Origin of the sequence: Allobranchiibius huperziae (assembly GCF_013410455.1) — a bacterium.
GTDB classification, from domain to species: domain Bacteria; phylum Actinomycetota; class Actinomycetes; order Actinomycetales; family Dermatophilaceae; genus Allobranchiibius; species Allobranchiibius huperziae.
Window position 1 is genome coordinate 1392339 of sequence record NZ_JACCFW010000001.1, and the last position, 24091, is coordinate 1416429.

General features: G+C 71.5%; 21 protein-coding genes and 1 other RNA gene. 16 read left to right on the forward strand and 6 right to left on the reverse strand.

Features of this window, described 5'->3' with window-relative positions:
• Positions 1-4 precede the first annotated feature (4 nt).
• A complete protein-coding gene (locus HNR15_RS06680) occupies positions 5-1216 on the forward strand; it encodes a bifunctional RNase H/acid phosphatase (protein ID WP_179480183.1) in 1212 nt (403 codons plus the stop codon).
• Positions 1217-1425: 209 nt separating this feature from the next.
• Complete coding sequence (locus HNR15_RS18795; RefSeq protein ID WP_179480184.1) at positions 1426-2154, forward strand: GNAT family N-acetyltransferase; 729 nt, start codon at positions 1426-1428, stop codon at positions 2152-2154.
• Between the two features lie 6 nt (positions 2155-2160).
• On the opposite strand, the gene HNR15_RS06690 is transcribed toward HNR15_RS18795, so the two are convergent.
• Both HNR15_RS06690 and HNR15_RS06695 read right to left on the reverse strand, forming a co-directional pair.
• Positions 2161-3240: an SLC13 family permease gene (locus tag HNR15_RS06690; RefSeq protein WP_343048448.1), complete on the reverse strand. Its 1080-nt coding sequence runs from the start codon at positions 3238-3240 to the stop codon at positions 2161-2163.
• A 7-nt stretch (positions 3241-3247) separates the two neighbouring features.
• Complete coding sequence (locus HNR15_RS06695) at positions 3248-3994, reverse strand: peroxide stress protein YaaA (protein ID WP_179480186.1); 747 nt, start codon at positions 3992-3994, stop codon at positions 3248-3250.
• 255 nt (positions 3995-4249) lie between these two features.
• On the opposite strand from HNR15_RS06695, the gene HNR15_RS06700 reads away from it, so the two are divergent.
• The 7 genes from HNR15_RS06700 to HNR15_RS06730 all read left to right on the forward strand — a co-directional run bounded on the left by HNR15_RS06700 (position 4250) and on the right by HNR15_RS06730 (position 10875).
• Positions 4250-5677 (forward strand): HNH endonuclease signature motif containing protein, encoded by a 1428-nt coding sequence (locus HNR15_RS06700; RefSeq protein WP_179480188.1) that lies wholly within the window; start codon positions 4250-4252, stop codon positions 5675-5677.
• A 120-nt stretch (positions 5678-5797) separates the two neighbouring features.
• Complete coding sequence (locus HNR15_RS06705) at positions 5798-6373, forward strand: BatC protein (RefSeq protein WP_179480190.1); 576 nt, start codon at positions 5798-5800, stop codon at positions 6371-6373.
• Positions 6374-6458: 85 nt separating this feature from the next.
• On the forward strand, positions 6459-7679 hold the full coding sequence (locus tag HNR15_RS06710) for a JmjC domain-containing protein (RefSeq protein WP_218883583.1): 1221 nt from the start codon (positions 6459-6461) through the stop codon (positions 7677-7679).
• A gap of 95 nt (positions 7680-7774) precedes the next feature.
• Positions 7775-8635 (forward strand): sucrase ferredoxin, encoded by an 861-nt coding sequence (locus HNR15_RS06715; protein WP_179480192.1) that lies wholly within the window; start codon positions 7775-7777, stop codon positions 8633-8635.
• A gap of 57 nt (positions 8636-8692) precedes the next feature.
• A complete protein-coding gene (locus tag HNR15_RS06720) occupies positions 8693-10126 on the forward strand; it encodes an RNB domain-containing ribonuclease (protein WP_179480194.1) in 1434 nt (477 codons plus the stop codon).
• Positions 10127-10137: 11 nt separating this feature from the next.
• An RNA gene (gene rnpB, locus HNR15_RS06725) (RNase P RNA component class A) lies at positions 10138-10546 on the forward strand.
• A 77-nt stretch (positions 10547-10623) separates the two neighbouring features.
• Positions 10624-10875 carry a hypothetical protein gene (locus HNR15_RS06730; RefSeq protein WP_179480196.1) on the forward strand — a complete coding sequence of 84 codons (252 nt, stop codon included), beginning with the start codon at positions 10624-10626 and terminating at the stop codon, positions 10873-10875.
• Positions 10876-10884: 9 nt separating this feature from the next.
• Here the strand turns inward: HNR15_RS06730 and HNR15_RS06735 are convergent, their stop codons facing one another.
• Complete coding sequence (locus HNR15_RS06735) at positions 10885-12345, reverse strand: GuaB1 family IMP dehydrogenase-related protein (protein WP_179480198.1); 1461 nt, start codon at positions 12343-12345, stop codon at positions 10885-10887.
• Between the two features lie 49 nt (positions 12346-12394).
• Here HNR15_RS06735 and HNR15_RS06740 point away from each other — a divergent pair, with 49 nt between their 5' ends.
• The 3 genes from HNR15_RS06740 to HNR15_RS06750 all read left to right on the forward strand — a co-directional run bounded on the left by HNR15_RS06740 (position 12395) and on the right by HNR15_RS06750 (position 15420).
• Entirely contained in the window at positions 12395-13039 is a 645-nt protein-coding gene (locus tag HNR15_RS06740) for an MBL fold metallo-hydrolase (RefSeq protein ID WP_179480200.1), read from the forward strand.
• A gap of 81 nt (positions 13040-13120) precedes the next feature.
• Positions 13121-14272 (forward strand): lipid II:glycine glycyltransferase FemX, encoded by a 1152-nt coding sequence (locus HNR15_RS06745; protein ID WP_179480202.1) that lies wholly within the window; start codon positions 13121-13123, stop codon positions 14270-14272.
• A 56-nt stretch (positions 14273-14328) separates the two neighbouring features.
• Complete coding sequence (locus HNR15_RS06750) at positions 14329-15420, forward strand: DNA glycosylase AlkZ-like family protein (RefSeq protein WP_179480204.1); 1092 nt, start codon at positions 14329-14331, stop codon at positions 15418-15420.
• A gap of 8 nt (positions 15421-15428) precedes the next feature.
• On the opposite strand, the gene ppgK is transcribed toward HNR15_RS06750, so the two are convergent.
• Complete coding sequence (gene ppgK, locus HNR15_RS06755) at positions 15429-16208, reverse strand: polyphosphate--glucose phosphotransferase (protein WP_179480206.1); 780 nt, start codon at positions 16206-16208, stop codon at positions 15429-15431.
• A gap of 57 nt (positions 16209-16265) precedes the next feature.
• Positions 16266-17123, reverse strand: coding sequence for a type I methionyl aminopeptidase (map, locus tag HNR15_RS06760; RefSeq protein WP_179480208.1), 858 nt, complete (start codon positions 17121-17123; stop codon positions 16266-16268).
• A gap of 59 nt (positions 17124-17182) precedes the next feature.
• Between map and HNR15_RS06765 the strand changes: the two genes are divergently transcribed.
• Both HNR15_RS06765 and HNR15_RS06770 read left to right on the forward strand, forming a co-directional pair.
• Positions 17183-17371 (forward strand): methionine aminopeptidase, encoded by a 189-nt coding sequence (locus HNR15_RS06765; protein WP_179480210.1) that lies wholly within the window; start codon positions 17183-17185, stop codon positions 17369-17371.
• A 75-nt stretch (positions 17372-17446) separates the two neighbouring features.
• A complete protein-coding gene (locus HNR15_RS06770; RefSeq protein ID WP_179480212.1) occupies positions 17447-18745 on the forward strand; it encodes an MFS transporter in 1299 nt (432 codons plus the stop codon).
• Here the strand turns inward: HNR15_RS06770 and panB are convergent, their stop codons facing one another.
• Positions 18746-19621, reverse strand: a complete 876-nt coding sequence (gene panB, locus HNR15_RS06775) for a 3-methyl-2-oxobutanoate hydroxymethyltransferase (protein ID WP_179480214.1) — start codon at positions 19619-19621, stop codon at positions 18746-18748.
• A 124-nt stretch (positions 19622-19745) separates the two neighbouring features.
• On the opposite strand from panB, the gene HNR15_RS06780 reads away from it, so the two are divergent.
• Both HNR15_RS06780 and HNR15_RS06785 read left to right on the forward strand, forming a co-directional pair.
• Positions 19746-21083, forward strand: a complete 1338-nt coding sequence (locus HNR15_RS06780) for a glutamine synthetase family protein (protein ID WP_179480216.1) — start codon at positions 19746-19748, stop codon at positions 21081-21083.
• Positions 21080-24067 carry a bifunctional [glutamine synthetase] adenylyltransferase/[glutamine synthetase]-adenylyl-L-tyrosine phosphorylase gene (locus HNR15_RS06785; protein WP_179480218.1) on the forward strand — a complete coding sequence of 996 codons (2988 nt, stop codon included), beginning with the start codon at positions 21080-21082 and terminating at the stop codon, positions 24065-24067. Before HNR15_RS06780 ends, HNR15_RS06785 begins: the two co-directional genes overlap by 4 nt.
• Positions 24068-24091: the final 24 nt, after the last annotated feature.

The following is a 24091-nucleotide window of genomic DNA, read 5'->3' on the forward strand; positions in this document are numbered from 1 at the left end:
GCCGGTGGCGCGCGAACTCATCGTCGAGGCGGACGGCGGTTCCCGGGGCAATCCCGGTGTGGCCGGGTACGGCGCGCTGGTGCGGGATGCCGCGTCCGGGGAGCTGCTGGCCGAGCGGGCCGCACCCCTCGGCAAGGCCAGCAACAACGTCGCGGAGTATTCCGGTCTGATCGCCGGGCTCGAGGCCGCCGAGGCGATCGACCCCGGTGCGCGGGTCGCCGTGCGGATGGACTCCAAGCTGGTCGTCGAGCAGATGGCCGGCCGCTGGAAGATCAAGCACGAGGACATGAAGAGGCTTGCGCTGGAGGCGAACTCCTTCGTACGCCGGCGGCGCGCGCTGGGCGGCGACGTCACCTGGACGTGGATACCGCGCGAGATCAACAAGGACGCCGACAAGCTCAGCAACGACGGGATGGACGGGCGGCGCGTCGTACGGGACCTGTGGAGCCCCGACGGCATCGATACCGCACCCGCTGCCGAGGCAGGCACCCCTGCGGCCGCCGGGGACACGGTGGACCACACCGGGACGCTCTTCGACACCGAACCCGTCGCGCCGCAGGCGCCCACGACCGCACGCCGACCGGATGTCGCGACGGCGACCACCATCGTCCTGCTGCGGCACGGTGTCACGGACTTCACGGTCGGGCAGAAGCTGGACGGGCGGGGTGGGGCCGACCCGAGCCTGAACGCGCAGGGTCGCCGTCAGGCGGCCGCCGCGGCGGACGAGCTGGCCGCCCGACTCACCGGAGCGGTGCACGTGGTGTCCTCCTCGCTCACGCGGGCCAGAGAGACCGGGGAGTCGGCTGCCCGGGCGCTCGGTGTGGCGCTCCAGGTCGATGCCGACTGGGACGAGCAGGACGTCGGCACCTGGGACGGCCTGACTTTCGCCGAGATCGAGGCGGCACACCCGGGCGAGCTGTCCCAGATGCGGTCGGACGCGGACTTCCGCCCGGACGGCGGCGAGTCGCACACCGAGCTCGTCGCGCGCGTCGCCACAGCGTTCCGGCGGGCCGTGGACGCGGCGGGCCCCGGTGGCACGGTGGTCGTGGCCACCCACCGCAAGCCGCTGATGGTCGTCCTCGCCCTCATCCTCGGCATCTCGGGAGAGACCGCGTGGATGCTGCAGGCCGACCCCGCGTCCCTGACCACGCTGCAGGTCTGGGCCGACGGGCGTGCTGTCGTGCAGAACCTCAACGTGACCCATCACCTGCCGTGAGCGGGTCGGCGAGTCCTGGGCTCAGCCCTCTACGGCCGTTGCGCAGCGAGGAGTTCGCGTCATGGCGCGACGCGGAGGTGCGTCGCCGCGCGCAGTGGCAGTTCGCGGTGCGCGGTCACGATGCCGACAGCGCAAGAGCGGCTGCGGCCGATTTCGTCGACACGTCCTGGACGCTGGGAGGATCTGATCCGCTCGCGAACGAAGTTCTGGTGGCTGGTGATTTGATCTCGGGTGGCTGGCTCTGGCTGCGGCGCGATCCGCGCGACGGCGGCGTGCGGGTGGGGGATTGCACCCTGCCGACCGGTCGCCTGGCGGAGGCTGTCACGGCAGTGACCGCGTACGCGGATCGCGTGGGCACCCGGATGATCACCGCGGTGTGCTGGCCCGGGGACGTGCACGGCGGCGAGCTCGTCAGCGCTCTCGGCGCCGAGCGTTCCGCGTCGCAGATGGACCTGGCCTTCGGAGTGGACGACCCGCCGGTGAGTGGTGGCGTCGAGCTGCGGCCGATGACGGACGCCCAGTTCGAGGAATACCGGACGGAGGCCGTCGAGGGTTACGCGCAGGAACGCGCCGACGCGGGCGAGCCGCCGGACGTCGCGACCGCGAACGCCCGCGAGTCGTACGAGCGGCTGCTTCCCGACGGCCTCGACTCCGAGGGGCAGTGGCTCTGGACGGCGTACGACGGTGACGTGCCCGTCGGTCTGCTGTGGATCGGCGCGCACCTGCCGCACGCCTTCGTCTACGACGTGCAGGTCTCCGAGGACCACCGACGTCGCGGCCTGGGTCGCGCGATCATGCAGGCCGGAGCCGCACATTGCCGGGAAAGCGGACGGACGGGATTGGGCCTCAACGTGTTCGCGCCCAACACAGGGGCGCGCGCGCTGTACGACCAGCTCGGCTACCGACCCGTCGAGGACTTCTACCGACGCGCGCTCTGAGTCGGCTTAGCGAATGACCAGTGTGGTCGCCACCACGGTGACCAGGGCCACGGCGGCACTCTCGCCGATGAACCGGAGGGTGTTGATCTGCAGCCCCGCCCGCTTGCAGCGGTCCCGCCACAGCAGAGTGGCGAGCGACCCCCAGGGCAGCACGATCGAGCCGGTGTTGACGCCGACCAGGAGCGCGAGTGCGCGCTGTGGAGTGTCGGCGGCCGTGGGGCGCAGCGCGAGGTAGGCCGGAAGGTTGTTGACGACGTTCGCAGTCACCGCACCCACGCCCGCCAGACGCAAGTCGGCCGATACGCCGTGACCGGAGCCCACGAGGTCCGCCAGGGCCTTGTCCAGCCCGTGCTGGCGGGCGATCTCGACGACGACGAAGAGCGCGAGCACCCCGAGGGCGAGGGTCCAGGGCACCGTCAGGTCGCGCAACGCGGAGCGGTCCCGGACGGCCAGGGCGGCCACCAGCACGATGGCGGCGACGACGGCCGGGATCGCGGGGGTGATCCCGCTGACGAAGAGGGGTGCCAGCACCACGCAGGTGGCGCCGGTGAGGATCACGAGCGCCTTGTCGCGCGGAGCGGGAGCCTGCGGGATGTCGTACCCGCCTCGCAGCACCCTGGGGTGCAGCGCGGCGATCATCACGACGGTGGCGACGACGGCTGTCACGGCGGGTAACCAGGCAGTGCGGAAGTACGCCGACTGGCCACCGAGATGCGAGAACGTCTGCAACGAGAGCAGATTGGTCAGGTTGGAGACGGGGAGCAAGAGGGAGGCCGTGTTGGCCAGCCACACGGCGGTGAGCGCGAACGGCAGAGGCGGCAGTTTGCACTGGCGGGCAAGAGCCACGGCGACGGGGGAGAGGAGCACCGCCGTGGTGTCGAGACTGAGGACGGCGGTGCAGGCGACGCAGAGGGCGACGACCAGCAGCCACAGGCGCACGCTGCGGCCGCCACCGGCGCGGGCCGCCCAGAACGCGGCGACCTCGAACAGACCCGCGGTCTGACAGACCTCCGCGACGATGCTGATCGCGAGCAGGAAGATGAGCACGGGCCACACCGGCCCGAGCTCATGAATCAGATGCGTCACCGGCTGATCATCGCGCAGTGACCCGGAGTGACCAGGGTCTCGCCCCGGATGCGGGCTCGACGAGGTCCGCCTCGAAGCTCGGCTGCAAGGCCTCGCGCAGGGCATGCGGGGTGGTCGGCTCGTCGTCGAACTGGCAGAGCGCGCGGGTGACGAGCCCCCGGGTGTGCTTGGCGTTGTGGGTCGCACCCGGCACCTCGATGCGCACCCAGCGGCGCGCGACGGCTCCACGCGGGGTCCATGCGGCGGCGTACGTGCTCGACCTGCAGTCGACGACGAGCCGCCGCCCGGCCGCCGCGGTGAGCTCGGCCTCCAGCGGCTCGCGCCACAGACCGGCCAGCGGTCCGAGGCCCGGCAGGTTGACGCCCATCGAGAGCCGGTACGGCGGCACCTTGTCACCGAGCCGCAGAGCGCCGAAGGCGGCGGACTGCACCAGGATCCAGCGACGTGCGCGGCGCAGCGCGGCGGGATCGAGCGAGGCCAGATCGAGCGCGTCGTAGAGGACTCCGGTGTAGAGCTGCCCGACGGGCGTGGCGGGGGCGGTGCGCAGTCGGGCGTTGCGTGCGATGTCGTCGGTGAGGTTGGGGCTGACGCCGAGCACTGTGGCCGCGTCGGGTCGGCCCGAGACCTCGCCGAGAGCGTCGAGGACGGCATCGCGCGTAGCGCTCAGAGCGGGGAAGGAGAGGCGGGCGAGATCGAGGGCGGCGCCACGGCTACGACCGCGCTTGGACTCCGACGGGGGCAGCAGCACGAGCACGACCGCACCCTAGAGGGACTGCTCTTGAGCGCGACGTGCAGGGGATTGGGAGCGGTGCACGGGCTGTGGTCCAGCGCGTTCGGCGCGCCTGTGGACGGGCAGTCCAGAGCAAGGGGGATGTGGATAACTAGTGCTCGAATAATGTTGTCAAATATGAAGATTCATGCAATCAATCCTTGTGATGGGCATCGAACGCGCGTACGATGAGAGGCAGATCACAATCCGCTGGCCGAGTAGGAGAAGGGGTGGGTGCGGATGAGTGTCGAGGGGATCTCACGGGTGCCTGATGCGCCGCGTCCAGCCGCTCCGACGGTGATGCCCGCTGGCCCCGGTGCTGCGGCGGGGTTGCTCGCGGACCTGGACGTCCTCACTTCCCGCCTGAGGGACTGGCCCGGTGCGCTCTACCAGTTGAGCGAGGGGCAGCTGGGCGGGTTCGTGGCCACCATGGTCGGCCTGGTCTCCCGGGCGGAGTCGCTGGCGGCGGTCGCCACGACCGAGGCCGTCACCCGCGGGGTCGTCGCGAACTCCACCGCGACCGATGCCGGTGGCTGGGTCGGTGCGTGTGTCGCCGAGAGCGAGGGTGTCGCGGAGCCGGCGGTCTGCCGCCGGATCGGCTCGGTCGCCACCGGGTGTGCCGATCCGCGGAACCGGGTGGTGGCGGATGCGTTGGCCGCGGGGGTGGTCACGGTGCACTGTGCGCGGGTGGCGTTGCGGGAGGTTCCGAAGGTGTTGCCGGTGATCCCCGGTGCGGAGCGGGATGAGGTGCTGTGCTGGTACCTGGCGTTGTCGCACACCGGGACCCGCACGTTGCGGGACCTGTCGGCGCGGATCATCGGCCGGTTCGCCCCCGAGGTGTTGGTCGCGCAGGAGGAGCACCAGCAGGCCTGCGAGACGTTGACCTGGGCCGACCTGCCCAACGGGCTGACCCGGCTGACCGCGGACCTGTCCACCGGTCACGCCGCGGTCATCAAACACGCCATCCAGGCTCTTTCCGCACCCCGCTCTGACGGGAACACTGCTGATGCCGCGGCCGACCCGACGCCGAGCGCGGCCCCCAGTGCTCCTGGCGCAGTGACGGAGCGGGACACCCGCACCCCGAGCAAGCGGCGTGCGGACGCACTGACCGAGCTCGCCGAGGTGGCGGCCCGGTTGTTGGACGGGGACCGCTCGCACAGCAGCGGCACCGTTGGCGGGTCGGCCAAGATCGTGATCACCCTCGATCGTCAGACCCTGATCGACCAGCTCTCCGCCGCCGGTCACCTACCCGGGATCGGGCGGACGATCAACGGTGACCTGCTCGACGCCGGGACCCTGCGCCGGATGGCATGCGACGCCGACCTCATCCCCGCCGTCCTGGGTGGTGAGTCCGAACCATTGGACGTCGGCCGCACCAAACGCCTGTTCACCGGCGGCCTGCGCACCGCGATCATCCACCGCGACCGGCACTGCACGTTCCCCGGTTGCGACCGACCACCCGACTGGTGCGATGCCCACCACATCACCCCCTGGTGGGCCGGCGGACAGACAACCCTGAGCAACGCCGCACTGCTATGCGCCAGGCACCACACCATCGTCCACCGCGACCTGCTCACCGCCAACGTCACCACCACCGGCGTCACCTGGGACCTCACCCCCGGACTCATGCCGGGGCGGCCCGATGTTGCCGGGCGGGGCGCAGCATGAGACGCCGTCGTGAATGCCCCTGCTGTTCCTTCTCCGTTCACGGTTTGCAAGAGCGCGGATCTGGGAATATGAAAAGTGCGGTGTCGGATTCGGCATCCACGCTCGAGGAAAGGAATCGGCATGCTCGAGGACAGTGACATCACGAGTGGCGACAGTGGGACCGAGGGGCCGGCTGACGGCGGTGCATCCGGTACACCGGGTCAGCAGGACGGCGGCGCCGATGGTGGCGCGGGCGGCGGTGGCTCCGAAGGTCCCGCTGACGGTGGCGCGTCCGGTACACCGGGTCAGCAGGACGGCGGCGCCGATGGTGGCGCGGGCGGCGGTGGCTCCGAAGGTCCCGCTGACGGCGGTGCGTCCGGTACACCGGGTCAGCAGGATGGCGGCGCCGATGGTGGCGCAGGCGGCGACGGTGGCGCGGACGGCGGCGCCGATGGTGGCGCGGGCGGCGGTGGCTCCGAGGGTCCCGCTGACGGCGGTGCGTCCGGCACCCCGGGTCAGCAGGATGGCGGCGCCGATGGTGGCGCGGGCGGCGGTGGCTCCGAGGGTCCCGCTGACGGCGGTGCGTCCGGCACCCCGGGCCAGCAGGACGGCGGCGCCGATGGTGGCGCGGGCGGCGGTGGCTCCGAGGGCCCCGCTGACGGTGGCGCGTCCGGTACACCGGGCCAGCAGGACGGCGGCGCGGACGGCTCCGCCTGATCTGCCCGCTCATACTGGACGTCGGGCGGCGGGACGGACAGCGTCTCGTCGCCCGACGCACGTCCGCACGACAAGGAGGACAGCCGTGACGCTCGATCCGCTGCAACGCGCGACCGGCCTGTCGGCGCAGGAGTTCGCCGCGATGTACTGGGCGCGGCAGCCCCTTCTCCGTCGTGCGGCCGAGCTACCGGGTGACGGGTTCGCGGACCTGCTCGACCTCGACGCCGTCGACGAACTGGTCTCACGGCGGGGGCTGCGTACCCCGTTCCTCCGGATGGCCAAGAACGGTGACGTGATCCCTGCCGGTCGGTTCACGCGCGGGGGCGGTGCGGGCGCCGAGATCGCCGACCAGGTGGCCGATGACCGAGTGCTCACGGAGTTCGCCGACGGGGCGACCCTCGTGCTGCAGGGACTGCACCGGGTATGGCCGCCGGTCGTCGACTTCGGAGCCGCGCTCTCCGCGCAACTCGGTCACCCGATCCAGGTCAACGCCTACATCACCCCGGCACAGAACACCGGCTTCTCCCCCCACTACGACGTGCACGACGTGTTCGTGCTGCAGTTCGCCGGGCGCAAGCGCTGGCGGGTCCACCAGCCGGTCCTCGACGCGCCGCTGCGCGACCAGCCATGGGACCAGCGCCGCGCGGCGGTGCAGGCCCGCGCGAGCGAAGAGCCGCTGATCGACACGGTGCTCGAACCCGGCGATGCGCTCTACCTTCCGCGCGGCTATCTGCACTCGGCCACCGCTCTCGGCGGTGTCTCGGGTCATCTGACGGTGGGTGTCCACCCCGTCACGCGCGCCTTCCTCGCCGAGCAGGCGCTGGCGACCCTGGTCGACGACGTCGAGCTGCGCCGTTCGCTGCCGATGGGTGTCGACCTGTCCGACCCGGCAGCGTTGGACACCGAGTTGAAGGCGACCCAGGACGCATTGCACCGCGCGATCGACCGGTTGGACGTCGCGCGGGTGGCAGCCGCCGTCGGTCGCCATCTCGCCGACCGCACCCGCCCGCAGCCACTGTCCCCGCTCGCTCAGATCGAGGCGGCGCAGTCTCTCGGGCCCGGCGACGCCGTCGTCGTACGACACGGGCTGCGGTGGTCGCTGCGTCCGGCCGGCGACAAGATCACCCTCGTCCTCGGTGGCCGGTCCCTGACGCTGCCCGCGTCGGTGGAGGCCGGGCTGCGCGAACTGCTCTCCGGTCGCGTCGTCGCCATCGGACAGGTGCCGGACCTGGCGGGAGATGACGCGGTGACGCTGGTGCGCCGGTTGCTGCGCGAGGGACTCGTCGTGCCCGCCGGCGCTTCGTGACTGTGCCGCCGCTGACGCCCGTGCCGCCTGCGCTACCCGTGCCGCGCGAGACACCCGAGCGATGCGCCCTCCAGGCGGACCTGCGCGGTGACCCGATGATCGGTACGGCGCCGCCGTCCCCTCGGCTCCTGCTCGTGGAGCAGCCCGGCCCGTGGGGTCGTGAAGGCCTGCGGGAGAGTCACGCCGATCCTGCGGTGGCATTCCGTATCGATCACCTCGCTGCGGCGGCGGGCCTGCGGTTGCAGGCGATTCGCAGCCCCGGTCGCCACGCTGACGACGGTGGCGGTCACCGGGTGGCGGTGGCCGACGTACGGTCCGGGGTCGCGCGGACGACCTGGTGGTCGGTCGACTCTCTCGACACTCTCGTCGGTCAGTTGGAATCGGCCGACTCCCTCGATGACGGGTGGCTCCCCGACGACGCGGTCGTCGACACCGATCCGCTGCTCCTTGTCTGCACCCACGGACGGCATGACGCCTGCTGCGCTCTGCGGGGTCGCCCACTTGCCGTCATGCTGCACCGGCTGCTGCCGGGGCGGGTGTGGGAGACCACGCATGTCGGAGGTGACCGGTTCGCCGCCAACCTGCTGGCGCTGCCGACCGGTGCGCTCTACGGGCGAGTGACGCCGGACGCAGCTCCCGGGCTCGTCGACCGGATCCTGCGCGGAGAGGTCTCGCTGGAGCTGTTGCGCGGATGGTTCGGCATGTCGCCGATCGCCCAGACCGCGCTCGCGCACGCCCACCGCGAACTGTCACTCCCGACCAGCGGCGCGTTGGTCGTACGGCGCGTCAGCCGGGTCGTCGACGATCGCGCGGACGTGACCGTCAGCGGCCCGGACGGCGACGTCACGGTCGGAGTGGTCATGTCCTGGTCGGCACCGGATCGGCTCACCTGCATGGGGCCGGCCAGCGCCCGGGCGCGGGTCTACCGCGCCGTCTCGCTGTCGTCGGCCGGGTGACCGGAAGGCGTCTGCGGATCCGGACTTGAGGGGCATGCGCTGCGTACAGTGACCGGCATGCTGCCCCGTGTCGTCCGCGCACCCCAGGCCGATCCGACGAGTGCCGACCCCGGGCCGCTGGAGCAGGCGTTCACCGCGATCCGGGCCGAGCACAAGCTGAGTCCGGACTACCCGCAGCCGGCTCTCGCCGAGGCCGAGAAAGCCGCCACGGCAACGACATTGCCCGAGAGGGACGAGACGGCGGTGCCCTTCTTCACCATCGACCCGCCCGGGTCCACCGATCTGGACCAGGCCATGTATCTCGAGCGTACCGACGACGGCTACCGGGTGCGCTACGCGATCGCCGACGTCGCGGCCTACGTCGTCCCCGGCGGGGCGCTCGACCAGGAGACGCGCGCCCGCGGAGAGACCGTCTACCTACCCGACATGCGGGTGCCCCTGCACCCGACCGTGCTGAGTGAGGACGCCGCCAGCCTGCTGCCCGACCAGGTGCGCGGGGCGTACGTCTGGGACATCGAGCTGGACGCGTCGGGGGACGTACGGGCTGCGCAGGTTTACCTGGCGCGGGTCCGCAGCATCGCGCGCCTGGACTACGACGGTGTCCAGCAGCAGATCGGCGCCGACGCACCCGACGGGCTGCGACTGCTGAAGGAGATCGGCGAGCTGCGGATCGCGTTGCAGCGCAAACGCGGTGGCGCCGACCTGCCGATGCCGGAGCAGGAAGTGCAACAGGACGAGGACGGCACGTACCGCCTGCAGTTCCGGCCGCCGGTGCCGAGCGAGGACTGGAACGCGCAGATCTCCCTGCTCGCCGGGATGTGCGCCGCCACCATGATGCTCGAGGCCAAGGTGGGGATCCTGCGCACGATGCCCGCGCCGCCGCAGGACGCGATCGACACGTTCCGTCGGCGCGCGGAGGCACTCGGGATCACCTGGCCGCGGGGTCAGGCGTACGGCGAGTTCATCGCCGGCCTCGATCGCACCGACCCCAAGCACCTCGCTCTCATCCACGACGCGACCTCGCTGTTCCGCGGCGCCGGGTACACCCCGTTCGACGGTCAGGTGCCGGCCGAGACCGAGCAGGCTGCCGTCGCCGCGCCGTACGCGCATGTGACGGCTCCGCTACGCCGGCTCGTGGACCGCTTCGGGCTGGCCATCTGCGAGGCGGTCAGCAGCGGTCAGGCTCCGCCGGACTGGGCGCGCCAGGCGTTGCCCACGCTTCCGGACATCATGCGGTCGCGCGACCAGGTCGCCTCCGCGGTCGGTCACGCGTGCGACGACGCGGTGGAGGCGGCCGTGCTGAGTGCGCGCGTCGGCGAGACCTTCGAGGCGGTCGTGGTCGCCAGGAACGACAAGGCGATCCAGGTGCAGCTGCGCGATATCGCGGTGCTGGCCAGCTGCCCCGGGGACGCGGCTCCGGGTGACGTCGTACGGGTGGTGCTGGTGGCCACGGACGTCGGCGCGCACACCGTCACCTTCCGGCTAGGGTGACCCCTCGTGGACGAGCTGGCCAGGCGGCCGCGTCGAGCACCCGCAAGGACTGCTCGCCGAGGAACGTCCGGACTCCACAGGGCAGGGTGATGGCTAACGGCCACCCGGGGTGACCCGCGGGAAAGTGCCACAGAAAACAGACCGCCGTCTGCGGCGCGGCAGGGCTTCGGCCCGGCCGCGGCGTGGCGGTAAGGGTGAAACGGTGGTGTAAGAGACCACCAGCGTGCCGGGTGACCGGTGCGGCTCGGTAAACCCCACCCGGAGCAAGACCAGACAGCATGCGTTCGAGGGCGGCCCGCCCGAGCATGCGGGTAGGTCGCTCGAGGCCGTCGGCAACGACGGCCCTAGATGGATGGTCGCCACGGCGCCGCCGGTAACAGCGGCGCCGGACAGAATCCGGCGTACCGGCCAGCTCGTCCACCTCTTCGCCGATACCGCGCCCTCGGGCCGCGGCCGCCGCTAAAGTCGCTGCATCAGACGCTCGCTCGCGAGGGGACATGATGAGCAGGTCGAACGCCGTGGGATCCGCGATCAGCTTCCTGATCCCCGTGTACGCGGTGCTGATCGGGCTGGCGGGCGCACCGTGGTGGGGGATCGTGGTCGTGGTGATGCTGTCGTCGGCCTACTGGTCCTTCGGGCGGCGCATCTTCTTCCCCGACGAGTTCGAGGCGTCCTCGAAAGACCCCATGGATCCGCGCTCGGCTCGTCGCGCCGCGCGCGCCGAGCGCCGTTCCGGCCGCTGGGGCTGACCGCCGGATCTACCATGACGTCTCGCGGGGGCGACCCTCGTCGTACCCGCTCGCGCTCTGTACGCCGACCACGGCGCGGTCGCGGAACTCGCCGATGGTGCGCGCGCCGGCGTAGGTGAAGCTGGAGCGGACCCCCGCAGCGATCCCGTCGATCAGGTCCTCCACCCCCGGACGCTGCGGGTCCAGATACATCTTCGAGGAGGAGATGCCCTCCTCGAACATGCCGAGCCGGGCCCGGTCGAAGGCGCTGCGGCCCGCGCTGCGGTTGCCGACCGCCCGCGCGGACGCCATACCGAAGGACTCCTTGTAGAGCCGTCCGTCGGCGTCGCGGTTGAGGTCTCCCGGGCTCTCCCAGGTGCCCGCGAACCACGAACCGATCATCACCGAGGACGCACCGGCGGCGAGCGCGAGGGCCACGTCCCGCGGATACTTCACGCCGCCGTCGGCCCAGACGTAGGCGCCGAGTTCATCTGCGGCAGCTGCACATTCCAGCACGGCCGAGAACTGCGGCCGGCCGACGCCGGTCATCATCCGCGTGGTGCACATGGCGCCGGGGCCGACGCCGACCTTGACGATGTCGGCGCCCGCGGCGACCAGGTCGCGCGCACCCTGCGCGGACACGACGTTGCCGGCCGCGACCGGGATCCGTACGCCGGTCGCGTCCTCGTGAGCGTCCCGGGCGGCCCGGACCAGTCCGAGCGCGTCGATCATCTTGTCCTGGTGCCCGTGGGCGGTGTCGACCACGAGCACGTCGGCGCCCGCGGCGAGCATGGTCTTGGCCTTGTCGCCGACGTCGCCGTTGATGCCGATGGCCACGCCGAGCGCCAAGCGACCGTCGCCGTCGAGGGCGGGGGAGTAGATGGTCGAGCGCAGGATGCCCTTGCGGGTGATCACCCCGGCCAGCACGCCGTCCGCGCCGAGCACGGGCGCGAATTCCAGGTGCGCCTTCACGAGCACGTCGAAGGTCTCGCGCAGGTCGGCGTCGGCGGGGACCGTCACCAGGTCCTCGCTCATCACCTGCCCGACCGTGGTGAAGCGATCCACCCGCAGGCACTGCGACTCCTTGACGATGCCGACAGGTCGCCCGGCCCCGTCGACGGCGACGGCCGCCCGGTGCGCGCGCTTGCCCATCAGCGCCAGGACCGCGCCGACCGGTTCGTCGGGCCCGATGGTCACGGGCGACTCGAAGACGGTGTGGCTCGCCTTGACCGCGTCGATCGTCTCCTGCACGGCGTGCACCGGGATGTCCTGCGGCAGCACCGCGATCCCGCCGCGGCGGGCGACCGTCTCCGACATCCTGCGCCCGGACACAGCGGTCATGTTGGCCACGACCAGCGGCAGCGTCGTCCCGACACCGTCCGGCGTCCGCAGGTCGACCTCCAGCCGACTGGTGACCGAGGACCGCGAGGGCACCATGAAGACATCGTTGTAGGTCAGGTCGTGGGCAGGGGATTCGCCGATGAAACGCACCCCGAGATCTTACGGGCGGCAGCTTGCGCCGCGGCGTACCGTGCGGAACATGCAGATCACACACCTGGGACACGCCTGCCTGCTGGTCGAATACCCCTCCGCCCGAGTGCTGATCGACCCGGGAAGCTTCTCGAGGTACGACGGTCTGACCGGGCTCGACGCAATCCTGGTCACCCACCAGCACGCCGACCACGTACAGCCGGACAAGCTGGCCGCGCTGGTGGCCGCCAACCCGGGCGTGGCCGTGCACACCGACCCCGGCACGGCTGCGGAACTGGACGACGTCGAGGTGTCCGTGACCCGGCAGGGCGAGCCGTTCACGATCGGCGAGGTCACCGTCGAGCCGTTCGGCGTGCAACACGCCGTCATCTACGAGCAGCTGCCGCGCATCGAGAACGTGGGCGTCAAGCTCACCTCCGAGGGCGAGCCCAGCCTCTTCCACCCCGGCGACGCGCTCGACGCCGAGCCGGGAGCGGTCGACGTCCTGGCCGTGCCCATCTGCGCACCGTGGTCGGCCCTCAAGGAGGTCATCGCATTCGTCCGCCGGGTGGCGCCCAGCTCGATCGTCCCGATCCACGACGCGCTGTTGACCGAGGTCGGGCGAGGCATGTACGTCGGGCACGTGCAGCGGTTCGGGGCCGACGGTGGCGTCCAGCTGCGCGATCTCGCCGACGGGAACCCCGCACAGTTCTGACCCACCGGCCACATCCGCGACAGCGACCCGCGCTGTCGACGGATGGCGGCGATCGGTACGGCGCCGGATAGCCTGCCGTCCATGACGCTCACGGTGACCCCCTGCCGCGATCAGACCGAGTGGGACGCGCTCGTCGACGAGGCCGGCGGTCACCCGCTGCAGCTGTGGGGGTGGGGCGAGCTCAAGTCGCGGTACGAGTGGAGCGCCGACCGTCTGGTCGTGCGCGACGGCGACCGCACGATCGGAAGCGCCCAGGTGCTGCTGCGCACGCTGCCCCGCCCGTTCCGCAGCCTCGCCTACATCCCGCGCGGACCCCAGGCCGCCGAGGAGGACCGCGGGCCGGTGCTGGCCGCGCTGACCGAGTACGTCCGCACCACCCACCGCCCGATCGCGCTGAGCATCGAGCCGGACTGGGAGCAGCCGGGCGCGCCGCTGGAGAAGGGTGCCGACGAGAACCAGATCGCCGTGCTGCAGGAGCGGGCACCGGTGGGCTGGCTCGCCGAAGTGGAGGCCGCGGGCTTCCGGCGCAGCACCAACACGGGCCTGATCCCGCGCACGCTCATCGTCGACGTGCGCGCCGACGACGAGACCCTGATGAAGGGGCTGACCTCCTCCACCCGGCAGAACGTGCGTAAGTCCTTCCGCGCGGAGGGCGTCCGCTTCGGCGAGGTCACCACGGACGCCGACCTCGACGCCGTGCTGGCCATCAACCGGGCCACGGCGGAGCGCGCCGACTTCGCGGTGCACGACGACGCCTACCACCGCGGCATCCGCGACCTGCTGGGCGATCGGTCCCGGCTGCTCGCGGCGTGGGAGGGCGAGGAGCTGGTCGCCTTCGTGTGGCTGGTCGTCTCCGGCACGACGGCGTTCGAGCTCTATGGCGGGGTGAGTCCGCGCGGCATGAAGCTGCGCCTCAACTACGGGCTGAAGTTCCACGCGATGACGCAGATGCGCGAGGCAGGGGTTTCGCGCTACGACTTCAACGGGCTGCTGAACGACGGGATCTCCGACTTCAAACGGCAGTTCGCCACGCACGAGGACCTGCTGCTCGGCACCTGGGACGTGCCGCTGTCGCCGCTCTACTCGACCTTCGAGCGTGCCCTACCCGTCGTACGCCGCGGGCTCAAGCGGGGCGTGCCGGCCGTCCGGGGCGCCCTGCGCGACCCTCGCGGAGCGGTCGAGGCCGCCGTTCGTGCGGCGCGGTCGGGCAAACCGCAGAGCACCACCGCCTGACGCCCGCCTGAGCGGGATCGCCACCGGGTGTCACTCCCTCGCCCTACGGTGAGGCGATGGTGCACCGCCTGACGCGACGCGATGCCCGCCGGATCGCGGTGCGGGCGCAGCTGCTCGACGCCTCCCGGCCCACCGACCTGCTGTCGGTCATCCGGCATCTGTGCCTGATCCAGGTCGACCTGACGGCCGCGGTGGCGCCCAACGTGGACCTCGTCTGCTGGAGCCGGCTCGGCGCGGCGTACGAGCCGGCCGAACTCGACGACCTGCTCGACTCCGGGCGGGTCGTGGAGTACACCGGGCTGCTGCGGCCGGGCGAGGACATCGCGCTCTTCCGGGCGCAGATGACGGCCTGGCCGGGCGAGGAGGTCACGTGGCGCACCGGGCTCGCCCGGTGGCTGACGGCCAGTCAGGCCTGTCACGACGACATCCTGGCCATCCTGCGGTCGGACGGCCCGACCGTGGCTCGTGATCTGCCCGACACCTGCGTGGTGCCGTGGCGGTCGTCGGGGTGGAACAACAACCGCAACGTGCCGCGCATGCTCGACCTGATGGAGGCCCGCGGCGAGATCGCGGTGGCCTCGCGGGAGGGTCGGGAGCGGTTGTGGGACCTGGCGGAGCGGGTCTACCCCACCACCGACGTGGTCGATGCCGAGTCCGCCGACCCTGAGCGTGACCGTCGGCGGCTGACCTCCCTCGGGATCGCGCGGGCGTCGATGACCAAGCCCCCCGGCGAACCCTGGGACGTGGGCGATGCCGGCGAGGAGGCGGTCATCGAGGGGGTGCGGGGCACCTGGCGCGTCGACCCGGCGCAGCTCGGCCTGCCGTTCCGCGGCCGGGCCGCGCTGTTGTCACCGCTGGACCGGTTGGTGGTGGACCGCAAACGGCTCACCGAGATCTTCCAGTTCGACTACCAGCTGGAGATGTACAAGCCGGTCGCCAAGCGACGGTGGGGCTACTTCGCGCTGCCGATCCTCTACGGCGACAGCTTCGTGGGGAAGCTCGACGCCGCCTCGGATCTGGACGCGGGACTGTTGCGCGTGAACGCGGTGCACGAGGACGTCGACTTCACCGCGGCCATGACGCGCGCGGTCGACCGCGAGATCGAGAGCCTCGCGCAGTTCCTCGGCCTGCGCGTCTCGCGTAGCTGACCGGAGGGCTACTCGCGGTGGGTGCCCTCGGCCTTCGCGGACTCCACGGCCTCGTACGCCGCTCCGACGATGCCGGCGGCGTTGCGCAGCTGGGCGGCCACGATCGGCGCGCGCAGGTGCAGCAGCGGCAGGAACTTGTCGGCCTTCTTGGAGACCCCTCCGCCGACCACGATCAGGTCCGGCCAGAGCAGGTCCTCGACGTGGCTGTAGTAGCGCTGCAGCCGCGCCGCCCAGTCCTCCCACGACAGCTCCTCGCGATCCTTCGCGGCGCTGGACGCCTTGCTCTCGGCGTCGTGCCCGTCGATCTCCAGGTGGCCCAGCTCGGAGTTGGGCACCAGCTGCCCCTTGTTCAGCAGCGCGGACCCGATGCCGGTGCCGAGCGTCGAGACCAGCACCAGTCCCTCGGTGTTGCGCGCGGCGCCGAAGCGCAGCTCGCCGACACCCGCGGCGTCGGCATCGTTGAGCACCGTTGCCGGTCGGCCGAGGCGGCCCTGCAGCAGCTCCTCGACGTTCGTGCCGATCCACGACTGGTCGATGTTGGCGGCGCTGCGTACGACGCCGTGGGTGACGACCGACGGGAGCGTGACGCCGATGGGCTGCTCGCCGACCAGGTCCTTGAAGTGGTCGACGATCTTCTCGATCACGTCGGCGACGGCGTCCGGCGTCGACTCCTTCGGGGTGTCGATCCGCAGGCGGTCCGCCGCGAACTCACCGGTGCGCAGGTCGACCGGCGCGCCCTTGATGCCGGTGCCGCCGACGTCGATACCGAGGGGGTGAGTGGTCGACATGGACTCTCCTTCGAAGGGCGGCCGGCGGGTGCCGGAAGCGGGGGATGCGCAGGATGTTCAGACGGTGGTGAGTATCTCGGGTCCGGTGGGCGTGATGAGGATGGTCTGCTCGAACTGCGCCGAGCGCGACCGGTCCGCGGTGACGACGGTCCAGCCGTCGTCCCACAGCTGCGTCGCCGACCCGCCCAGGTTGATCATCGGCTCGACGGTGAACGTCATGCCCGCCTCGATCACGTCGTCGTACGCCGGTGCCGCGTCGTAGTGCGGGATGACCAGGCCGGAGTGGAAGGTCTGGCCGACGCCGTGACCGGTGTACTCGTGCACCACCCCGTAGCCGAATCGGGCGGCGTACTTCTCGATCACCCGACCGATGACGTTGACCTGGCGACCGGGGAGCGCCGCCCGGATGCCGCGCATCATCGCCTCCCGGGTGCGCTCGACCAGCAGTCGCGACTCCTCGTCGGCGTCGCCGACCAGGAACGAGGCGCAGTTGTCGCCGTGGACGCCGTCGATGTACGCCGTGACGTCGATCTTGACCAGGTCGCCGTCGTCCAGCGGACGGTCGTCGGGGATCCCGTGACAGACGACCTCGTTGACGCTGGTGCACAGCGACTTGGGGAAGCCGCGGTAGCCGAGCGTCGAGGGGTAGGCACCGTGGTCGAGGACGTACTCGTGACCGATGCGGTCCAGTTCGTCGGTGGTGACGCCCGGCGCGGCCGCGGCGCCGGCCGCCTGCAGCGCGCCCGCGGCGATCCGGCCCGCCACCCGCATGGCCTCGATGGTGGCGGCGTCCTTGACCTCCGAACCCGTGAACGGAGCGGGTGCCGGGCGGTCGACATACTCCGGCCGGGCGATGCCCGCGGGCACGGCGCGACGCGGGCCGACCCGGCCTGCGGTGACAGTCGACGAGGGCATAGGTGTGCCAGTGTAGGGGCGGCGAACAGGCACATTCCTCCCGTGGACAGGAGCACGCGATGACCTACTGGTACAACGTCGACAGCGGTCAGGTCGAGGACGACGAGCACAAGAGCGCGGCCGACCACCTGATGGGTCCGTACCAGAGCCGGGACGATGCCGCGAACGCTCTGGCGAAGGCTCGGGAGAACACCGAGAAATGGGATGCCGAGGACCGCGACTGGAACTCCAAGGGCTCCTCCGACTGAGTCCCGGCTGACCGATCTCGTCTCGACCGGGGTGGGCAGCGGCTTCCATAGGCAGGCTCTAATCTTGACGTCGAGATGACTTCCACCGACGACGGCTTCGGCTTCGGAGCCCTGGCGATCCCGGCGTACGGACCATCCCTGCTGTTCGGGCTCGGCGAGGGCGCGATGCTCCCGGTACTGCCCCTGTCCGCGCGCGACGTCGGCGCCAGCGTCGCGATCGCCGCGACCATGGTCATGCTCATCAACGTCGGCTCGTTGATCTTCAACGTGCCGTCCTCGATCATCACCGACCGCTACGGCGAGCGGCACGCGATCATCGGGGCGTCGGTCGTCGGCGTGCTCGCCTCGCTGCTCTTCCTCGTCGGCCACGAGGTCTGGATCTATGCCACGGGCGCCGTCCTCTACGGCATCAGCGCCTCGGTCTTCATGCTCGCCCGGCAGAGCTATCTGACCGAGGCCGTGCCCGCGACCCACCGCGCCCGCGCGCTGTCCACGCTCGGCGGCGTCATGCGGATCGGGGTCTTCGTCGGGCCGTTCATCGGGGCCGCGGCGATGAGCCTGTGGCACCTCGCCGGCGCGTACGTCGTCAGCACCGCCGCGCTCGCGCTCGCCGGTGTGCTCGGGGCGACCTTGAAAGAGCTGCCGCACGAGGCCGACTCACGACGCAAGGCTGCCGGTGAGCTGGCCGACGTGACCGTGCGGAGCACGCTGCACGACTACCGCCGGGTGTTCCTGACCGTCGGTATGGGCGTCCTGCTGGTGTCGGCGATCCGCGCGACCCGGCAGGCGGTGATCCCGCTCTGGGCAGAGCACCTGTCGCTCTCGCCGACGACGGCATCGCTGATCTACGGCATCAGCGGGGGCATCGACATGCTGGTCTTCTATCCGGCCGGCAAGGTGATGGACGTCTACGGGCGACGCTGGGTGACCGTGCCGTCGATGCTGGTGATGGCCGTGTCGATGATGGCGATCCCGCTCACCCACGGCGCCGTGACGCTGTGCCTGGTCACGTGCGTGCTCGGTTTCGGCAACGGGATCGGCGCCGGGATGGTGATGACCCTGGGCGCGGACTTCTCACCCGAGCGCGGCCGCGCGCCGTTCCTCGGGATCTGGCGCGAACTGTCCGATGCCGGCTCGACGATCGGCCCCGGTGTCCTCGCCGGGGTGACCGCGGTGCTCAGCCTCGGCGCGGGGGTGATCGTGTCGGGCGCGACCGGCCTGGGCGCCGCCGCGGTGATGTGGCGCTCGGTGCCCACCCGCGCGAAGGCCCCCGAGCGCTCGGACGACCTCACCGAGCGGAGCGGTACGCCGCCGACCGGAGGAGACGTGACCCCTCCGCTCGAGGAGGAACCCCTCCGCCCGGTGAAGAGGTAGCTACTTCTCGAAGCTGTGCTCGGGCCCGGGGAAGGTGCCCGACACCACGTCCGAGCGATAGTCGCGCGCGGCCTCCAGCAGGGTGCTGCGCAGGTCGGCGTACTGCTTGACGAAGCGCGCCATCTTCCCGCCGCGCAGGCCGGCGAAGTCCTGCCAGACCAGCACCTGCGCGTCGCAGTCCGGCCCGGCGCCGATGCCGACCGTGGGGATCTGCAGCGCCTGCGTCGCCCGGGCCGCGACCGGCGCGGGCACCATCTCCATCACGATCGCGAAGGCTCCCGCGTCCTGCAGCGCCTTCGCCGCAGCCACCAGCTCGTCGCCGGCGTCGGTGCGGCCCTGCACGCGGTAACCGCCGAGCGCGTGCTCGCTCTGCGGGGTGAAGCCGATGTGTGCCATCACGGGGATGCCGGCCGCCGTCAGGTGCGCGATGGTCGGCGCCATCGCGGCGCCGCCCTCCAGCTTCACGCCGTGGGCGCGGCCCTCCTTCATGAAGCGCACCGCGGTGTCGAACGCCTGGCCCGGGTCGCGCTGGTAGCTGCCGAACGGCAGGTCCGCGATCACCAGGGAGCGTCGAGCGGCACCGGAGACCGCGCGTACGAGGGGGAGAAGCTCATCGACGGTGACCGGAAGGGTCGTCTCGTAGCCGAGGACGTTGTTGGCGGCCGAGTCGCCGATGAGCAGCACCTCGATGCCGGCCTCGTCGAAGATGGCGGCGGTGTACTGGTCGTACGTCGTGAGCATCGACCACCGGGTGCCCTCCTCTTTGAGGGCGAGCAGGTGGTGGGTGCGCACGCGGCGTACCGGCGCGGCGGCCGAGCCGTCGGAGGGGGCGGCGGGCGCGTTGCCGGTGCCGTAGGGCGGAGCTTCCTCGGTCATGCGCCCGACCCTAGCGAGCGGTTCGCTCCGCCCGGTTGTCAGCCGATCCGTGGCGTCGGCGTCACAGATCCGCTGACAACCGGTGCGGCCCGCCCCGGCGGCGGCCTACACCTAGGATCACGGCATGGATCGTCAGCAGGAATTCGTGCTCCGGACCATCGAGGAGCGCGACATCCGTTTCGTGCGACTGTGGTTCACCGACGTGCTCGGCATGCTCAAGTCGGTGGCCGTGGCCCCGGCCGAGCTGGAGGGGGCGTTCGCCGAGGGCATCGGCTTCGACGGCAGCTCGATCGAGGGGCTGGCGCGCGTCTTCGAGGCGGACATGCTCGTGCTGCCCGACGCCTCGACGTTCCAGATCCTGCCCTGGCGCGGTGAGAGCCCGGGCACGGCACGGCTCTTCGCCGACATCCGGCTGCCCGACAACACCGCCAGCGCCGCCGATCCCCGCTTCGTCCTGCAACGGGCGCTCACCAAGGCCGCGGACAAGGGCCTGACGTTCTACACGCACCCGGAGATCGAGTTCTACCTCTTCGAGCAGCGCACGAGCACCGACACCCCGCCGGTGCCGGTCGACAACGCCGGCTTCTTCGACCACGTGCCGCACGGCACGGCCCACGACTTCCGCCGCGCGGCCATCACGATGCTCGAGAGCATGGGCATCTCGGTGGAGTTCAGCCACCACGAGGCGGGCCCGGGCCAGAACGAGATCGACCTGAGGTACGCCGACGCGCTGTCGACAGCGGACAACATCATGACCTTCCGCACGGTCATCAAGGAGGTCGCGCTGGAGCAGGGCATCTTCGCCTCCTTCATGCCCAAGCCCCTCGCGAACCACCCGGGCAGCGGCATGCACACCCACGTCTCGCTCTTCGAGGGCGACCGCAACGCCTTCCACGAGGCGGGCGCGCCCTACCAGCTGTCGCGCACCGGCAAGCACTTCATCGCGGGCATCCTGCGGCACGCCTGCGAGATCTCGGCCGTTACCAATCAGTGGGTCAACTCCTACAAGCGGATGTGGGGCGGGGCCGAGGCCCCGGCGCACGTCTGCTGGGGCCACAACAACCGCAGCGCCATGGTGCGCGTGCCGATGCACAAGCCGGGCAAGGACCAGAGCACGCGCATCGAGGTCCGGTCGCTGGACGCCGCCGCGAACCCCTACCTCGCGTACGCCGTGATGCTCGCGGCGGGGATGAAGGGCATCGAGGAGGAGTACGAGCTGCCGCCGGAGGCCGAGGACGACGTCTGGAACCTCACCGACCGTGAACGCCGCAGCCTCGGCATCGACCCCCTGCCCGCCTCGCTGGACCACGCCATCCACCTGATGGAGAACAGCGAGCTGGTGGCCGAGACGCTGGGGGAGCACGTCTTCGACTTCTTCCTGCGCAACAAGAAGGCCGAGTGGGCCGCCTACCGCGACCAGGTCACCCAGTTCGAGCTCGACCAGTACCTGCACCGCCCGTGACGGCTCCGACCCGCGGTGCGCTGGTCCGCGCTGGGTTCCTGGACGCCGACCGCTCCGGTCGGTGTCTGGAGGACCTCGCCGACTGGGCGTCCGACGAGGTCGTCGCGCTGCTCGCTGCCTCGCCCGACCCCGACCAGGCCGTGCTGGGCCTGGTCCGGCTGAGCGAGGCGGCCGATGGTGAGGACCGGGAGCAGCTCGGGGCGCTCCTCGCCGACGCCGGCGCCGGCCGACGACGCCTGATTCAGCTGCTCGGCAGTTCCAGCGGCCTGACGGACCACCTGGTGCGTCATCCCGCGCACTGGCGGGAAGTCGCCGACGCGCAGCTGCGGGACGCCGCGACGGTCTACGAGGACGTGGCGCGCGATGTCGGGGACGCCACCGGCACCCCCGCGTACGACGCACTGCGGGTCGCCTACCGCCGGCAACTGGTGCGCATCGCGGCGTACGACGTCACCAGCGATCCGATCGAGGCGTTGCCGATCGTGGGGGAGTCGCTGGCCGACCTCGCCGGTGCCTGTCTCGAGGCCGCGCTCGGCATCGCGCGCCGTGAGGTCGACGGCGCCGAGCGGGCCCGCCTCGCCGTGATCGGGATGGGCAAGTGCGGCGGCCGGGAGCTCAACTACGTCAGCGACGTCGACGTGATCTTCGTGGCCGAGCCCGCCGAGGGGGACGACGACGAGACCGGCGCGCGCGAGATCGCCGGCAAGCTCGCGGTGGCCACCATCCAGGCGTGTTCGGCGCACACCGCCGAGGGCACCCTCTGGGAGGTCGACACCGCCCTGCGTCCGGAAGGCAAGCAAGGACCGCTCGTGCGCACCGTCGCCGGGCATGCGGCGTACTACGAGCGGTGGGCCAAGACCTGGGAGTTCCAGGCCCTGCTCAAGGCGCGGCATGTGGCGGGCGACGCCGAGGTCGGCGCGGCGTACCTCGACGCGATGCTGCCGATGGTGTGGCAGGCCTCGACCCGTGAGAACTTCGTCCAGGACGTGCAGGCGATGCGCGCCCGGGTCGAGCAGTACGTGCCGGCGAGCGAGTCCGAGCGGCAGCTCAAACTCGGGCCGGGCGGGCTGCGCGACGTGGAGTTCAGCGTGCAGCTGCTGCAGCTGGTGCACGGGCGCAGCGACGAGCACCTGCGCAACCGCGCCACCCTCGTCGGCATCGAGTCTCTGATGCGCGGCGGGTACGTCGGGCGCACGGACGCGCACGAGCTCGACCGCTGCTACCGCATCCTGCGGGTGCTGGAGCACCGCATCCAGCTGACGCGGATGCGCCGCACCCACCTGATGCCGACCGACCCGGAGCAGCTGCGGCCGCTCGGACGCGCGCTCGGCATCACCCGCGACCCGGCCGAGGGGGTGGTGAAGTTGTGGCGCGACACCGCCCGCGACGTACGCCGCCTCTACGAGCGCCTCTTCTTCCGGCCCCTGCTGTCCGCGGTGGCGCGGCTGAGCGACGACGACGCGTGCCTCTCTCTCGACAGTGCCCAGGACCGGTTCGCCGCGCTCGGGTACGCCGACCCCAAGGGCGCCATCGGGCACATCCAGGCGCTCACCGGCGGGGTCAGCCGCCGGGCCGCGATCCAGCGGACGCTGCTGCCGGTGATGCTGCACTGGTTCGCCCAGGAGGCCGACCCCGACCTCGGGCTGCTCGCCTTCCGCCGGATCAGCGACCGACTCGGCGGCACCCACTGGTATCTGAAGATGCTGCGCGACGAGGGCGGCGCCGCGCAGCTGATGGCGCGGGTCCTCGCCAGCAGCCGGTACGCCGGTCAGCTGATCGAGGGCGCACCCTCCTCGGTCGCCGTCTTCGGGTCGGCGGGCGCACGGATCCCGTTGCGGCGCAACCAGATCCTTGACGTTCTGCGAGCTGCCATCGACCGCCACGACGACCCCGACAACGCCGTGCGGGCCATTCGGGAGACCCGGCGCACCGAGCTGATCCGGGTGGCGGTCGCAGACATCGCCGGCACGCTCGACCTGGACACGCTCGAGCAGGCCCTCACCGACATCGCCGCGGCCACCATCCAGTCGGCGCTGGACGTCGCGATCCGGCAGGTGGAGCGCACGACCGGCGGGCCGTTGGCGACCCGGATCGCGGTGATCGGCATGGGGCGCCTGGGCGGGCGCGAGACGGGTTACTCCAGCGACGCCGACGTGCTCTTCGTGCACGACCCGCACGAGGGCGCGGAGTCCGGTCCAGCGCAGACCCAGGCGACCCAGGTGGTCAACCGGCTGCGCGACTCGCTCGGCGCGAGCGGCCCCGACCCCTCGCTCACCGTCGACGCGGACCTGCGCCCGGAGGGCAAGTCCGGTCCGATCGTGCGGACGCTCGCGTCGTACGCCGCGTACTACGAGCGCTGGTCGGCCGGCTGGGAGGCGCAGGCACTGCTGCGCGCGGCACCGATCGCCGGCGACGTCGACCTGGGAGAGCGGTTCGTGCGGCTCATCGACCCGCTGCGGTATCCCGAGGGCGGCATCGACGACGCCGCCGTGCGCCAGATCCGCCGGCTGAAGGCCCGGATGGAGGCCGAGCGGATCCCCCGCGGCGGCGACCGGCGTACCCATTTCAAACTCGGCCGCGGCGGGATGTCCGACGTGGAGTGGACCGTGCAGCTCGCCCAGCTCGAGCACGCACACGAGATCCCGGCGTTGCGGCACACCGGCACCTATTCGCTGCTCGCCGTGATGGCGCGGCACGACCTCCTGACCGAGGACGAGGCCGAGACGCTGGGCGCGACGTGGTCGCTCGCGACGCGGATGCGCAACGCGGGTGTGCTGTGGCGCGGGCGGGCGATGGAGTCGCTGCCGAGCAGTCTGGCCGACGTACGCGGCATCGCCAGCCTGCTCGGGTGGCCCCTGACACGCAGCTACGGGCTGCAGGAGGACTACCTCAGGCAGACGCGGCTCGCCCGAGCGATCATCGAGCACCGCTTCTACGAGAGCGACCTCACCGAGGGCCGCGACGCGTTCCCCACGCCCCGCTGAGGCTCGCGCGTCCGCGCGGGGCGC